The organism is Variovorax sp. PvP013 (genome assembly GCF_050435945.1).
Lineage (GTDB): Bacteria > Pseudomonadota > Gammaproteobacteria > Burkholderiales > Burkholderiaceae_C > Variovorax.
Genome location: NZ_JBNDLF010000001.1, coordinates 504,660 through 517,581, shown reverse-complemented (window position 1 = coordinate 517,581; position 12,922 = coordinate 504,660). Strand labels below are relative to the sequence as shown.

11 protein-coding genes and 1 tRNA gene are annotated in these 12,922 nt (G+C 63.3%); 1 reads left to right on the top strand and 11 read right to left on the bottom strand.

Annotated features, from left to right (window positions below):
- Position 1 precedes the first annotated feature (1 nt).
- From ABID77_RS02535 to ABID77_RS02515, 5 genes are all read right to left on the bottom strand, one after another.
- On the bottom strand, positions 2-334 hold the full coding sequence (locus tag ABID77_RS02535) for a hypothetical protein (protein WP_429590377.1): 333 nt from the start codon (positions 332-334) through the stop codon (positions 2-4).
- The gene (locus ABID77_RS02530) at positions 331-1,191 is read right to left on the bottom strand and encodes a hypothetical protein (RefSeq protein ID WP_429590374.1); all 861 of its coding nucleotides are present in this window, start codon (positions 1,189-1,191) and stop codon (positions 331-333) included. The genes ABID77_RS02535 and ABID77_RS02530 overlap by 4 nt, the downstream gene beginning before the upstream one ends.
- A 131-nt stretch (positions 1,192-1,322) precedes the next feature.
- Positions 1,323-1,772, bottom strand: coding sequence for a hypothetical protein (locus tag ABID77_RS02525; RefSeq protein ID WP_429590371.1), 450 nt, complete (start codon positions 1,770-1,772; stop codon positions 1,323-1,325).
- Positions 1,773-1,839: 67 nt separating this feature from the next.
- Positions 1,840-2,292 (bottom strand): hypothetical protein, encoded by a 453-nt coding sequence (locus tag ABID77_RS02520; RefSeq protein WP_429590368.1) that lies wholly within the window; start codon positions 2,290-2,292, stop codon positions 1,840-1,842.
- Entirely contained in the window at positions 2,282-2,875 is a 594-nt protein-coding gene (locus ABID77_RS02515) for a hypothetical protein (protein WP_429590365.1), read from the bottom strand. The genes ABID77_RS02520 and ABID77_RS02515 overlap by 11 nt, the downstream gene beginning before the upstream one ends.
- A 13-nt stretch (positions 2,876-2,888) precedes the next feature.
- Here ABID77_RS02515 and ABID77_RS02510 point away from each other — a divergent pair, with 13 nt between their 5' ends.
- Complete coding sequence (locus tag ABID77_RS02510; protein WP_429590362.1) at positions 2,889-3,041, top strand: hypothetical protein; 153 nt, start codon at positions 2,889-2,891, stop codon at positions 3,039-3,041.
- A 145-nt stretch (positions 3,042-3,186) separates the two neighbouring features.
- Here ABID77_RS02510 and ABID77_RS02505 read toward each other — a convergent pair whose 3' ends face one another.
- The 6 genes from ABID77_RS02505 to ABID77_RS02480 form a co-directional block, all read right to left on the bottom strand.
- The gene (locus ABID77_RS02505) at positions 3,187-3,564 is read right to left on the bottom strand and encodes a barstar family protein (protein ID WP_429590359.1); all 378 of its coding nucleotides are present in this window, start codon (positions 3,562-3,564) and stop codon (positions 3,187-3,189) included.
- The gene (locus ABID77_RS02500) at positions 3,536-4,396 is read right to left on the bottom strand and encodes a ribonuclease domain-containing protein (RefSeq protein WP_429590356.1); all 861 of its coding nucleotides are present in this window, start codon (positions 4,394-4,396) and stop codon (positions 3,536-3,538) included. The genes ABID77_RS02505 and ABID77_RS02500 overlap by 29 nt, the downstream gene beginning before the upstream one ends.
- A gap of 24 nt (positions 4,397-4,420) precedes the next feature.
- Entirely contained in the window at positions 4,421-4,657 is a 237-nt protein-coding gene (locus tag ABID77_RS02495) for a hypothetical protein (protein WP_429590353.1), read from the bottom strand.
- Positions 4,657-10,104 (bottom strand): filamentous hemagglutinin N-terminal domain-containing protein, encoded by a 5,448-nt coding sequence (locus ABID77_RS02490; RefSeq protein ID WP_429590350.1) that lies wholly within the window; start codon positions 10,102-10,104, stop codon positions 4,657-4,659. The genes ABID77_RS02495 and ABID77_RS02490 overlap by 1 nt, the downstream gene beginning before the upstream one ends.
- A 21-nt stretch (positions 10,105-10,125) precedes the next feature.
- Positions 10,126-11,823: a ShlB/FhaC/HecB family hemolysin secretion/activation protein gene (locus ABID77_RS02485; protein WP_429593250.1), complete on the bottom strand. Its 1,698-nt coding sequence runs from the start codon at positions 11,821-11,823 to the stop codon at positions 10,126-10,128.
- A 570-nt stretch (positions 11,824-12,393) separates the two neighbouring features.
- A tRNA-Asn gene (locus ABID77_RS02480) sits at positions 12,394-12,469 on the bottom strand.
- Between the last annotated feature and the right edge of the window lie 453 nt (positions 12,470-12,922).

The window sequence follows — 12,922 nt, the reverse complement described above, 5'->3', positions numbered from 1 at the left end:
TTTATTTGAACTTTATTTCAGCTCTCTTTGCATCGATTCCAGCAGGAAGACCTGTAATGTCTATAGTCCACCTTGCAGCCGTTAAATCTTTCGAACTCGAGTAATCTCTCAAAATTATCGTTGAGCCTGCATATTCTCCTTGGACAATCTCGAAAGAATAAATCAGTTCTCCCTGCCTCAACGCATTCATCGATGGTGCAGGCATGACATCAATACCCGCAATCTGTCTGAAATATCCAGCGATTTCTGCATCTGTCGCTCCAACAAAAACCGGCGCACCCTTGCTTGCGGCAGCATCGGCCAGAAGTGTTCTCCCTCCCAATCTCAAAGTCATGTTGGCCGGCGTGATCGACTTGTCATTGAACTGATCCGCGATGTCCTGGAGTCGAATCCTTTGCTGCTCAACCAAGACGGCCGGCGCGCTTGCGGGCAAGCTCGCGTCCAGTGCGAGCGTTGCGACCCATACCGCGTGCCGGCCATTGCCAGAAGCCCAGCAGACAACGCTCCCTGCGCCGACGCATTGTTGCCAACCGCCCATCCCATCGCAATCGGACTCAACGGTCCTTCGCCCGGGTTGGCCGCCGTGCCGTCACCGACGATGCGGCCTCGCATCCACTCGGCCGCTTGCGTGAGGTCGCCCACGCTCATGTTGGGCACTGCGCCAGCGATGAAGTTCGTCCGGTAGGCGTCGTAGATCTCAGCGGCGCTGTATCTACCGTTCGATGCACCAGCCTGTGTGCGTGCCCAGGTCCAGATGTCGCCATCGGTCGGCAGGAAACTCGCCGCCGCCGCCGCCGCCGCCGCCGCAGCATAGTCGGAGCGAATGGCTTGGCAGGCAGTGCTCTGCGAACCGGCGCAACCGTTCAATGCCGCCGTGGTCGTGCTGTCCTGCGCGATCAGGTCCGCGAGTTGCTCTCGCTGGCTCGGCGTGCATTGGGTCTTACATGCATCGACCAGTTGACTCAGCGTTTTCGCGTCGTCGTGATTCAAGTAATTGTTCGCCGCCGCATTCGCCCCGGCCTGACTCGCCACGTTGGCTTCCTGCGCATCCGCCCCGCCCAAGGCAGCAGCAATCCCACCCATCATCGAAGCGAACTGTGTGGTGTCATTCCGGCGCCCGTAGGCCTCCGCCGCCATCTCACCCACCGCTGCCCCGATGGCGCCCGCGCCGCATCCGCTCTTGCTGTCCATACGCGCCGCACCCACCGCGCAGCCCGCGATCGCATGGGCCACTTTGTTGGTGAACGCATCGAGCGTGCCGGATAGAGCCGGCGCGGCTCGGCTCCATTGAACTTTTAAACCTTAAGCCCGTGCCCACACCGTCACACTTCCTTAGACGCCACCTTCACCGCCATTCCCGTCCTCACATCCAGCGAGAACAACTGCGTGCTCGTTCCCAGGCTGCATATCCGCACCTCGCAGCCTGCCACCCAATCGACCGCATCGGCCAGCACGCCCCACGGCATGGCCCGGTTCACGCTGCCATCGGGGTAGACCAGGGGAAACCGGGTGAATGGCTCGATCCATCTGGGCAAGCCTTGGTTGCGCACACTGCAGCGCTTGAACTCCCAATCGGTGTGCGGTCGGTCGATGCGGGTGACCTGCCAGACCACGCCGCCTTGCTCGGCCAGACGAAAGACGTTGCGATTGCCGTTGAAGACGTCCTGGCGCGTGGCCGGCGGATCGAAGTCGACCGTGAAGATGTGGCAGCCATCGGGCATGAGCAGGGCGCGCTGGAGATGGCCGTTGAGGAAACGATCACCGAGGTCCATTTCTGCAAATCCCCATCTTTATGTCATCGCATTCACGCCATGCGTCAAATCTTCTCCCGATATCGGATCACCAAGGCCTTAACCCCTTGGGCGTGATTTCCACAGCCACCCCCGTGTCCACGTCCAGAGAAAACCATTGACTGCCGATACCCAGGTTGGCCAGCTCTACGGCACAACCGGGAATCCAATCCATGCTTTCAGGAGGCATGCCGTTTTCCACGTTCGTTCTTCCGTCTAGAAATCTCAATTGGAAATACATGAAAGGCTCGATGCAACCAGGCAGTCCTTGCTTGCGCGCCAATTCATGCTTGAACTCCCAATTGGTTTCAGGGTAATCGATGCGCGTCACTTGCCACATTACACGACCATGCTTGTCCAAGCGAAAAACATTTCTGTTGCCGTCGTCGACTCCAGACTTATGCACGCTATTTACTGGAACATAGTAAAAACAAACAATCTTTCCGCCATCAGACATGTTTAATTTCCGAGAATCGTATTGCTTGAAGTCTTCAATTGACATTGATTGGCCTCACTAAATCAAACCATTCTTTGGGCAATGAACGTTGTTCCATAGGAATATAAAACTGCACCCCACCCCCACCCGGATTGTTGCCCAGCAATATCCCATTGGCCACGCTCGCCTGCAACTTGATACCCGGCGGAATCGTCACATCGCCCACGTTCATCGGCACGGCGGGCAAGGCGAACTTGGCGGCGATCTGCGCAGGACTGAGGCCGGCGATGTCTTCCGCTTTCATAACCCAATTCGCCGTTGCCTGAGATTGACCGCCCGACACGCGAACGAACTTTGTCTCCGTCGTCGTCGTGAATTCAAGGATCTGGGTACCCGGCATGTAGGACGGCTTGTAGTTGGGGTTGGCCTGCACGATGAGCTGATTCAACGCGTCGGCGCTGTAAGTCTGCGTCACCAACACGCCCGCCGGCAGCTTGTTGACCGCCATCGCATTGGCTTGGGGCGCACTGAATTCGGCGACCGACTTCCAAGGCCCGCTCGTAGACATGGGCAGGATCGGGTCGGCCATCCCGCCATCGCGATAAAAGTTGTTTTGGATGGACGCCACCACATCGGACGGCAGGGCCACGGTCTCCTGTTTCGTGGGCAACAACGCCTTTCGCATGTTGCCGATGCCGGTCGTGAAGCTGTTCCTGTCGATGGGCGCGGTGCTGGTGATGGCGCCGCCCAACAGATCGGTGTTGCCCTTGACCGTGCTGTCGAAGCCGCCGCTGCCCGCGGCGATGCCGCTCTGACCCGTGGCGCTCCGGTAGTTGTGGTCGACGCTTTGCTTCGCTTAGCAAAATTACCCCGCAAAACCTGCCATGTCGGGACGAACTCGATGCCCGGCTCGGCCTGTCTTTTCAGCTCTGCGTGGTATGTACCTGGCTTTCGTTTTGATTAAGGTCCAAGCAACCCAATAACTCTATCTCTATCCTGCGCATCGAAAACAACTTTGAAGTGGTGATCGTCTTCGTCATTCCAATCCAAAACGGCATCACGCAAAATTTCTAAATAAATTTTCAGATCATTTTCTAGAATATTGGGTAATCTAGAATGTTCAAGAACAATCCTTTTTTCTTTTATCCAAGATAGATCTGTTAAGCAATCGTACAAGGCATTCCAATTGAAACCGAAGTACCCTGGCAGCCAAAGCAGATAATATAAAGCTTGCAAAAGCCGCTCCGTCTCATAAATTTCTGGGCCAAGGCGAGCATAAAAATCTCTGCTTGTGTCGGATCCTAAATATTCAAAAGAAAATGGTATTGATTGACTCATGGCTTTTCACAGGGATAAAATTAAGGTAGTGATCCGGGGTGTAAAACATTTCACCGCTTTGTCCTGTAACGATGCGTTGAGGTCCTGCCCCATTGATTCCTGGTGTCGGTACGACGTACTCCGTGCAATAGCCAGGTGGTTTGGTTGGCAACAAAATCTGCCCCGTAGTCCGGTCAGGTAAATTTTTAAACACCGTACCGTCATTTCTTGACAAGCTCGTTGCCCCTGCAGCAATTCGATCGAAGGTAGGTTGAAGGTCAACCGTACCATTGAAAATGGCTCCGGTTCGTTGATCAACAACAGTGACGCCGTTCACAAATCGAGTGGTGATCGGGGAGCCGGTGGCGACAGCCGCATCAACCGCATTCACTCCCCCATTTGCCCCACTCTTCGCTTCCGCGTTCCCTGCCTCGTTCGCCCTCGCTCCACCCACTCCCATCGCCGCCGCACTCAACGCCCCATACCCATTGCCCAACGCCGCCTGCGCACTCGCAATGTAGGAGTTCAATCCGATGCGCTCGGTGTCCTCCAGCTTGACCCCTCTGGCTTTCAGATCCGTCTGCAAGGCCTGCATCTGCACCAACGACTCGGCCACGCAACCCGTGTCACCGCCGGCGCACCGGTTGTACGCATTGATGGCGTTGATCGTCGTAAGCATCGTCTCCGATCGATCGCTTACCAGCCGGTCGTAGCGCTCGTTCACGTCGTCGATGCAACCTGCCGCTCCCCGGCAGGCCAGGAGGTTCTGGTTCCTGGTGGCCGTGGTCTCCTGCGTGTTGAGCGCGCCGACGTTTCTCGGGTCCAGTGAGTTGAGCGCATCCAGGCGCCACATCTCTGACCGCGTCGATGGCTGCTACTAGAAAGATTTTCCATGTGCGTTTGATTGCAACTTGTTCAACTCAACAGAATCAATAATCTCATTAATTTTTTTTTGCAATTCACCAACCTCCTCCAATGTAGAGCCAATTCTTGTCTCAAATTCAAAAACATCCAATCCATTGACGACCTCATTCAGAGCACAATGAATGATCAAAAGCTGATCCAGATTCAACGATACACTGATAGAATCGTTATTTATTTCAACAATTTTCATTATCTTAGTCCTTGAAAGTATACTTGGCCATTTTTCGGTCTAAATGCGGTACCCCCATCAGTCGCTCGAGGATTCAGTATAACTACTGTTCCGGTACGATCATCCCAAAATGCCGAACGACCACCCGACAAAGATTTGGTTAAAGATGGACTATTGATAATTCCATTAATTAGTCGGCCAAATTCATCTGGCGTATTGATTCCAAATTCCGCGTATTCATTTTGTTTAATTACATGCTTGTCAAAAGCGTGCCCATTTGCAATTTGTCCTCCTATATTTTTTGTCCCCGCGTTCCCTGCCTCGTTCGCCCTCGCTCCGCCCACTCCCATCGCCGCCGCACTCAACGCCCCATAGACGAACAATGCCGGTGCCTGGATCTGTGCGTTCTTCAGCAGCGCCAAGGCCCGGGTGTATTCCCCGTTCGTGTTCGCGGCAACGGCCTGCTCCATGGCCTGGGCCGCCGCCTTGGCCGGGTCGCCATCGGCCTTGGCGCCGGTGGTGTTGTCGAGGTTCGTCGCGACGATGGCGACGTGGCGACCCTCGATGCCCTGGTCGGTGCCGGCGGTGGCGCCGTTGTCCACGGTGGCGGCCGCGAGGCTGGTGGTGCCGCCCGAACGGACGAGCGCGCCGCCGTTGCGCACACTGCCGCCGCCGGCGTCGACCTTCAGGTCGCCCACGGCCAGGGTCCGGCCGCCGCGGTTGTCCCAGGTAGCGCCGTTCGTGGCGATGGCCACGTCGGCCTGGCCCAGGACCACGCCGCCGGCCGCGTTGGTGAAGCCGCCGGTGATCGCCGTGAGCGTGCCGCCAGCGCCGATGAAGCCGGCGGTGTTGTCCGTCGCTCCCGCGTTCAGGACCAGCGTGCCTGCGCTGGCGATGCCGCCCTGACCCGAGGCATGACCGGCCGCGTTCGTGTTGACCAGCGCCTGGCCGTGCGTGTCCACGCTCATCGCGCCGCCCGACTGCACGAGGCCGCGGTCGTTGGTCAGCGCGCCGCTCGTCACGTCGAGGGCGGTCGCCGCCGCGAGCGTGCCCAGGGTGTTGTCCAGCGCGCCGCCGTTCGTGTCGACCGAGACGGCATGGCCGGTGACCTTGCCCTGAGTGTTGGCGAGGCCGCCATCGACGAGCGAGGTGCGGCCCGCGGCCTGCAGGGTGCCCAGGACGTTGGTCGTGAGGCCGGTGGTGGTGACAGCGAGATCGCCCTTGACGGCGCTCACGGTGCCCCGGGTGTTGTCCAGGGTCGTCGCGGCGAGGCTCGTGCCGCCGTTGGCCGCGAGGGTGCCGCCCACGTTGCTCAGCGAGCCGGACACGCGGACGCCGAGGTCGCGCACGGCCGTGACCGAGCCCGCGTCGTTGGACAGGCGCCCGGCGCGCAGCGTCAGGTCCCGAGCGGCGCCGACGACGCCCGCGTCGGCGTTGTCCAGGAGGTCGGTCGTGGTGACGTCCAGCGAGGCCGTGCCGGCGGTGCGCACGCTGCCGCCCCGGTTCGCGAGCGATGCCGCCGCGAGGGTCAGGTCGCCGTTGCTGGCGATGACGCCCCGGGTGTTGTCCAGCGCGCCGTTCACGCCGGTCAGGCCGATGCGGCCCGCAGCGTCGCCCGTCTGGACGATCGTGCCGCCGCGATTGCTCAGGGCGCCGGCGGTCAGCGTGATCCTGCGGGCCGTGCTCGTGCCGCCGTCCTGGTCGAAGGCGCCGGTGACGTCGGCCCTCCAGTCGCCGTTGGAGGTGATCTCGCCGCCGGCGCCGCCGTAGCGGCCGGCCGCGAGACTCAGGGTACCGGTGCCCGCATGCTGGATGCGCCCGCCCGCGCTGGAGAGCGAATCGGCCGAGATGCTCGCGTTGGTGCCGTTCGTGGCGATGGTGCCGCGGTCGTTGTCCAGCGTGCCGGTGACGGCCACGCGGGTCGCGCCTGCGCCGGTCTGGACGATCTCGCCCGAGCGATTGGACAGGCTGCCCGCTTCGATCGTGACCTGCCGGGCCGAGGCGATGCCTGCGTCCTGATCGAAGCCGCCAGCCACGCGGGCGAGCAGCGCACCGTTGCCGACGAGTTCGCCCCCGGCACCGTCGTAGCGGCCGGCGGTGACCTTCAGGGTTCCGTCCCCCGCGTGCCGGAGATGGCCGTCGCGGTTGAAGAGCGTCCCGCCGACGGCGAGTTCGACTTCGGTGGCGTTGGTGGCGATGGTGCCGCCGTCGTTGGTCAGCGCACCGGTCGTGGCGATGCGGGTGATGCCGGCGCCGGTCTGGACGATGGAGCCGGCCTTGTTGCTCAGGCTGGCCGCATCGAGGGTGACCCGAGCGGCGCTGGTGGCTCCACCGTCCAGGGCGAAGTCGCCACCGTGGGCATCGAGCACGCCATCGCTCGCGATCCGGCCCTTCGTACCCGAGAAGGCGCGCGTGACGCCGATCTCCAGGGTGCCGCTGCCGGCATGCTGCACGGTGCCCGCCGTGTTAAGGAAGGTGTCGGCCGACAGCGTGACGTCCGACCCGTTGCTGGCGATGGTGCCCGCGGCGTTGTCCAGATCGGTGGCGACTGCGATGCGGGTCGCGGCCGAGCCGGTCTGGGCGATGACTCCGCCGGCGTTGCGCAGCGATCCTGCCTCGATGGTGATCTGCCGGGCGGTGGTCGTGCCGCCGCTCTGGTCGAAGTCGTTCGCGACCTTGGCGATCAGTGCGCCATGGGTGACGAGTTCGCCGCCCACGCCGTCGTAGCGACCGGCCGCGACGCTGAGCGTGCCGGTGCCCGCATGCTGCAGATGGCCATCGGCGTTGGACAGCGCACCCGCCGAGAGGCTCAGGTCGATGCCGTTGCCGACGATGGTGCCGGCGGTGTTGTCCAGCGTTCCGGTGACGGCGATGGCGGTCGCTTCCGCACCCGTCTGCACGATCCGTCCCGCGTTCGTGTTCCGCAGGTTGGCGACCTGCAGGTCGAGTTGGCCCGCGTTCAGTGTCCCGGCGTCGTTGACCAGGGATCGATCCGACGACGCGTTCGCCGTCACGCGCAGGGTCCCCGGCGTGGTCACGCTCGCACGGCGGGTCGTCACGTCGTCGGTGGTGGCCGTGAGGGTGACGTTCGCGCCGCTGGCCTTGCCGCCCGTGAGATCGACGCTGGAACCCCGGGCCGCGATGTGGCCCGCCGCGATCAGGGTGCCCGCCGTCATGAGCGAGCCTGTCGTCGTGACGCTCAGGTCGCCGGCGGAGCCGAGCGTGCCGTCGACCGCGACGCCGGCGCCCAGCACGCCGGCGGCACCGCCGTCGAGGCGTCCGGCCGTGACGGTGGTGTCGCGGCCCGAGACGATGCCGCCGCCGTTGGCGAGCCCGTTCGCCACGGCGAGCGTGCCGTCGCGCTCGGCGCGCATCGTTCCGGTGTTGGCAAGGCTGCCGGCCCGAACCAGGAGGTCGGTGCCCGCGCCGATGCCGCCCCGGTCGTTCAGGAGTCGGTCGGCGACGGCCAGTCGCGTCGCGCCGGCGGCGGACTGCACCGCGCCGAGTGTGTTGTCCAGGACACCGGCGGCGATGTTCACCGCGGCGTTGCCGAGCAGCCGGCCCGCCGTGTTGTCCACGGCGCCTGCGACGGTGGCGTCGAGCGCATCGACGGCGGAGACGGTGCCTCGGGCGTTGTCGAGGCGGCCGCCCACGCCCAGGCGCGCCGCCCTGTCGCTCGCGAGCGTGCCGCCGCGGTTGTCCAGATCCCCGGTGGTCGCAATGGCGAGGGTGCCCGCCCGCAGGGTGCCGCCGGCGTTGTCGAAGCCGGCGACGTCGGCGGCGAAGGTGTTCGTCACATGGAGCGTGCCGCCGGCATTGTCGAAGACCGGTCCGCTCACGGCCATGCTCGCCACGCGCAGCACGCCGCCGGCGTTGTCCACGATCGGCGTGCGCAAGGTGACGTCGCCGCCGGCGTGGATCCTGCCGCCGTCGTTGAGGACGGCGCCGGCGGCCGTGAGCGTGCCGGGAGCGATGACGGTCGGGGTCGCCGCCGGGGTCGAGCCCGTGCCGCCGTCGCCGTCCGCACCGCCTGAACTGCCTGAACTTCCGGTGCCGCCGCTGCCACCGCTGCCACCGCTGCTGCCTGTCCCAGCGCTGCTGTCATTGCTGCCGGACGATGTCGGTGCGGTGGCGCTGCCACTGCCGCCCGACGCCGCTCCGGCCCCCGTCGTCGCCGACTGCGCCACCGGCGGCGCGCCGACGAAGCCCGCCTGCGTGTTGCTCAGGCGCGCCGCGCTGACCACGAGTGCCGCGGCGCTGGTCTGGCGCACGGTGCCGCCGCGGTTGTCGATGTCGCCCGCCGCGCTGGCGAGTTCGACCCGCGCGCCTTCCAGCGTGCCGCCGGTCGCATCGACGTGGTTGGCCAGCTCGCCCTGCGTGGCGATCCTCAGGCTCGCCGCGCTCTGCACGGTGCCGCTGTTGGCCAGGCCCGCCACGTCGATGGTGGCATCCGAGGCGGCCTGGATCATTCCGCTGTTCTCCAGCCGTCCGCTGGCCGACAGCGTGAGGCGTCCGGCACCGGTGAGGGTGTAGCCACCGGCGGCGGTCTGGATCGTGCCGGCATTGCGCGCGCCCACGCCGGCCTCGTTGACCACCAGGGCGATGTGGCCCGCATACATGCCGCCCAGGTGGGCGACGTCGATGGCGTAGGCCGGTGCCGCGCCTGTGCCGGCGATGGGCACGATGCCCACCAGATCGGCGTCGATGCGGTTCGCGCCGGCCACGACCTCAAGATCCGCCGCATGAAGGGTGGCGCTCAGTTCGAAGGCGCGCGCCAGGATGGCTAGCGAATCGGTGGCGCTCGCGTCCAGTCCGGCCCCGCCGATGCTCACCGTGCCCCCACGCACCAGGTAGCTCTCCAGACTGCCCGAGGCGCCGTACTGCGGAGCACCGGTGGTGAGCGTGGCCCGGTAGGCGTTGATGAAGCCGCCGCCATTGACCGAGATGCCCGAGGGATTGGCGACGATGACGTCGGCCCGTGAGCCCGCGACCTCCACGAAGCCGCGCAGGTACGTCGGATCGTTGCTGTTGACCTCGTTGACGATGACGCGCGCCGGGCCCCGCGCCAGCCACGGGTTGCCCTGAACGACGCCGCCGAGTTGGGTTTGGACGCTGGTGCGGCTGTTGTTGAGGATGACGCCTTTGGCGTCGATGTCGAACTGGCGATAGACGTTGCGCGAGACGCCCGCCGCCGAGGGCGTCTGGATGTCGACCAGCGGCACGCCGTTGGGCGCCAGCAGCACGGTCGCGCGCTGGCGTCCCGGGGCGTCGGGATCGGCGTGGATCTGCGCGTGCAGCGGCGCGCTGCTCGCCAGCGCGGCCAGGGTCGCCACCATGCTGACAGCGGCACCAGTGCCACCCCGGGTGGCCTTGCGCGTGCCGCGACCGATGCTGCGCGCCGTCTCTTGCACCACCATGCGCAGGCCGCGCGTGGCGTTGAAGACGATCCGATGGAAGTTCCTGTTCATGCCGTGGCCCTCCCCGGGCGCTCAGAAGCTATAGTTGAAATTGATGCCGCCCGCCGTCCTGGCGGTGCGGAAGCCCTCGGGCTTGCGGATCGGGGCACCGACGAACAGGTCGTAGGTCAGGCCCATGAACTGGCCTCGCATGCCGACGGCACCGCCGATCAGGTGGTGGCCCGGGGATCTCTCCGTCGACTCGCCGCTGACCTGCCCGTGATCGAGACCCGCGTAAAGTTCTGCCCCGCTCTGTCCCAGCGCGATGCCCAGATCGCTGCGCAGCAGGTTGCCGCGATCGCCTAGCAGGCTGGTCTCGCCGTCGAAACCGCGCACGGTGAATCGCCCGCCGATGGCGAAGCGGTCCTGCGGAACGAGCGGCGTGCGGTTCCACTGCGCACGCCACAGGGCCGTGTAGCGCAGCCTGTGGCCGGCCAGCTGGAACGGCGCGTTCACGCTCACGTCGGCCGTGTAGAGCTTCAGCCGGGAGGTGCCTTCGTTGAACAGCTCTTCCGATGCGGCGATGGCGCCGAAGGCACCCGTGCCGTGCCGGTAGGCCAGCGTGCCGTCCAGCGTGGCGTCGCCGATGAATTCACGGTGGTTGAGGCTCGTCTCCCAGCCGCCGACGATGCTGCGCTGACTCTCGTTTTCCGTGTCGTTGATGACGTGGGTCGAGGCGCGACGAAACCCGCGCAAGGCGATCGTCGTCTTGCGGTGCTGGTCACGGTGGACGAGATGCGACAGCCGCACCTCGGCGTTGCTGCTGGTTCCCGCGTAGATGTGGTCGACGTCGTAGCCATGGACCGTCTGGTGGTACCGGCTCCTGCTGGCGGTCACTCCGAACAAGGTGTAGCCGAACGGAATGGAATAGTGGACGGTCTGCCCGCCGGTGCCCCGGTCGTCGTGATTGAACGCGTCGTGGGTGATGCTCAGGTAGGCCAGGTCGTTGAGTCCAAGCGGGCCGTCCCAGGCCACGGTCGCGCCGATCTGCGTCTTGCCGGTGGCGGTGGTGCCGGTGTCGTCCAGGCTCAGCGTGGCGCGCAGCGGAAACTTCTGGTGGTACTTCACAACCAGGTCGCTGTCGCCGGGACGCGCATCGGACGCGGTCGACGGCGCGATCCGGACATCGGCGTCGACGGTGGGCAGTCGCTTCAGGTTTTCCAGCCCCTGCTCGATGGCCCGCAGTTCGAGCAGGTCGCCCGGCGACGAGGGGATGGCGTTGTGGAACTCCGTCGTCGCCGTACCGCCCTCGCCGTCGGAACGAATGTCGGAGACTCGCCCCGGCACCAGCGTCAGGGTCAAAGTGCCGGTGCTCAGGTCCTGGGGGCCGGCGAGCACGCGGGTCGTAATGTAGCCGCGCTCGACGATCGATTTCTGCACCCGCGCCAGGACGACGTTGATGCCCTCGGCGCCCAGGCACCGGCCGACCGGCGGATCGTCTCCGCCTTCTCCTGCGACATCGGCCAGACTCCACTCGAAACGCGCGGCCGAGTGACCCTGGAGTGCGAGACGGGCGATCGGGAAGCAAGGTGTCTCATCGCGGGGCAGATGTGCTGCGCCAGCCCTGCCGGCGGGAGTCAGACGCACATCGACGCCACGCTCCTGCCTTTCGCGCAGCAGTCGTTCTCGTTCCTGCTGACGCTGGTCTTCCACGAAGGGCTTCGGGGTCGAAGCCGTCTGCGCTTCGGCAATGCCCGATGTCAGGCAGGCACCGACGAGCGTCAGAAACAAAGAAGAAAGAATTCCGCGATGGAAATCGTGGCAACTTCGAAATGCAATTTTTTTCACGGCGGCATGACCGGCGTGATTTCTTTTATTTCAGGAAACTCGCCCGTGCGTCAGGAGGTAACCTTCCATTCTCATTGCAACGAAATTGCATCAATCTGAACTTTTGTCAAATCGAAACGAGACGACCGCGTCCGCCAAGATATTTCGTTAAAAAATTCCGGCGCCGAAGCCGGACCTTGCGAAAACTTTTCGCTCGTCATTTTTGTGACGATCAGTCAACAGGAAGCAGTAAACATCCGGAATCGTGTCGCCATGCCTCGACAGATGACCACGTTGCTCGGCACGAGGGATGCACGCACATGCGTCCGAAGCAGTCTTGGAAACCTCCGGAGACAGTCAACTTTCCGCAGACCTCTTCGTGCGAAACCGGAACCGAGGCAGATGATCTGCACGAAAGCGCGGAGCAATGAACCTGTGGTGGATTTGTTGCCATTCCCCCCGAGGAAAGACCCAAACGAAAATGCCCCGCTATCGAAGTGATAGCGGGGCATCCAGTGGCCTTGCGGCTTGTAGTGGCTCCTCGACCTGGGCTCGAACCAGGGACCTACGGATTAACAGTCCGGCGCTCTACCAACTGAGCTATCGAGGAACAAGCCTCAGATTATATCGTCGCTTTTTCCAGGTTGTCCACCCCATCTTGAAAATTTGTTGCATCGACTCGAGGACCCGCTTCGCATCTGTGTTCGTCTGCCCTTCGATCGTTGGCGAGAGGTCCGTCTCTCCCGGCCTTGTGTGCCGATGTGATGCAACTGCGAACGCTTGCCCTCGATGCTCGATCGCACTCGCCGACGAACATCGAGACAGAATCTCATCCTTGCGTTGGAAAATGCGAAACGCTTCGAACTTTTCGACTCGAAGAATTTGCTTGAGCGAATTCTCGATTTACCGGTCGAAGCCGCTTTTTCCATTCCCAGCGAAATCCTTCATCGCCTTTGATTGACCATCCTCTATCATCCACGACAAGCCACGATCGAAACCGCTGAAGGGAATTCAGTCGATGCCAAATTCATCCAAGGCTCCGTTTTATTCTGAGAATTCATGT

Bases quoted from the DNA above. Each gene is read 5' to 3' on its own strand.
- ABID77_RS02535 (WP_429590377.1), bottom strand. From the start codon at position 334: ATGACTTTGAGATTGGGAGGGAGAACACTTCTGGCCGATGCTGCCGCA.
- ABID77_RS02530 (WP_429590374.1), bottom strand. From the start codon at position 1,191: ATGGACAGCAAGAGCGGATGCGGCGCGGGCGCCATCGGGGCAGCGGTG.
- ABID77_RS02525 (WP_429590371.1), bottom strand. From the start codon at position 1,772: ATGGACCTCGGTGATCGTTTCCTCAACGGCCATCTCCAGCGCGCCCTG.
- ABID77_RS02520 (WP_429590368.1), bottom strand. From the start codon at position 2,292: ATGTCAATTGAAGACTTCAAGCAATACGATTCTCGGAAATTAAACATG.
- ABID77_RS02505 (WP_429590359.1), bottom strand. From the start codon at position 3,564: ATGAGTCAATCAATACCATTTTCTTTTGAATATTTAGGATCCGACACA.
- ABID77_RS02500 (WP_429590356.1), bottom strand. From the start codon at position 4,396: ATGTGGCGCCTGGATGCGCTCAACTCACTGGACCCGAGAAACGTCGGC.
- ABID77_RS02495 (WP_429590353.1), bottom strand. From the start codon at position 4,657: ATGAAAATTGTTGAAATAAATAACGATTCTATCAGTGTATCGTTGAAT.
- ABID77_RS02490 (WP_429590350.1), bottom strand. From the start codon at position 10,104: ATGAACAGGAACTTCCATCGGATCGTCTTCAACGCCACGCGCGGCCTG.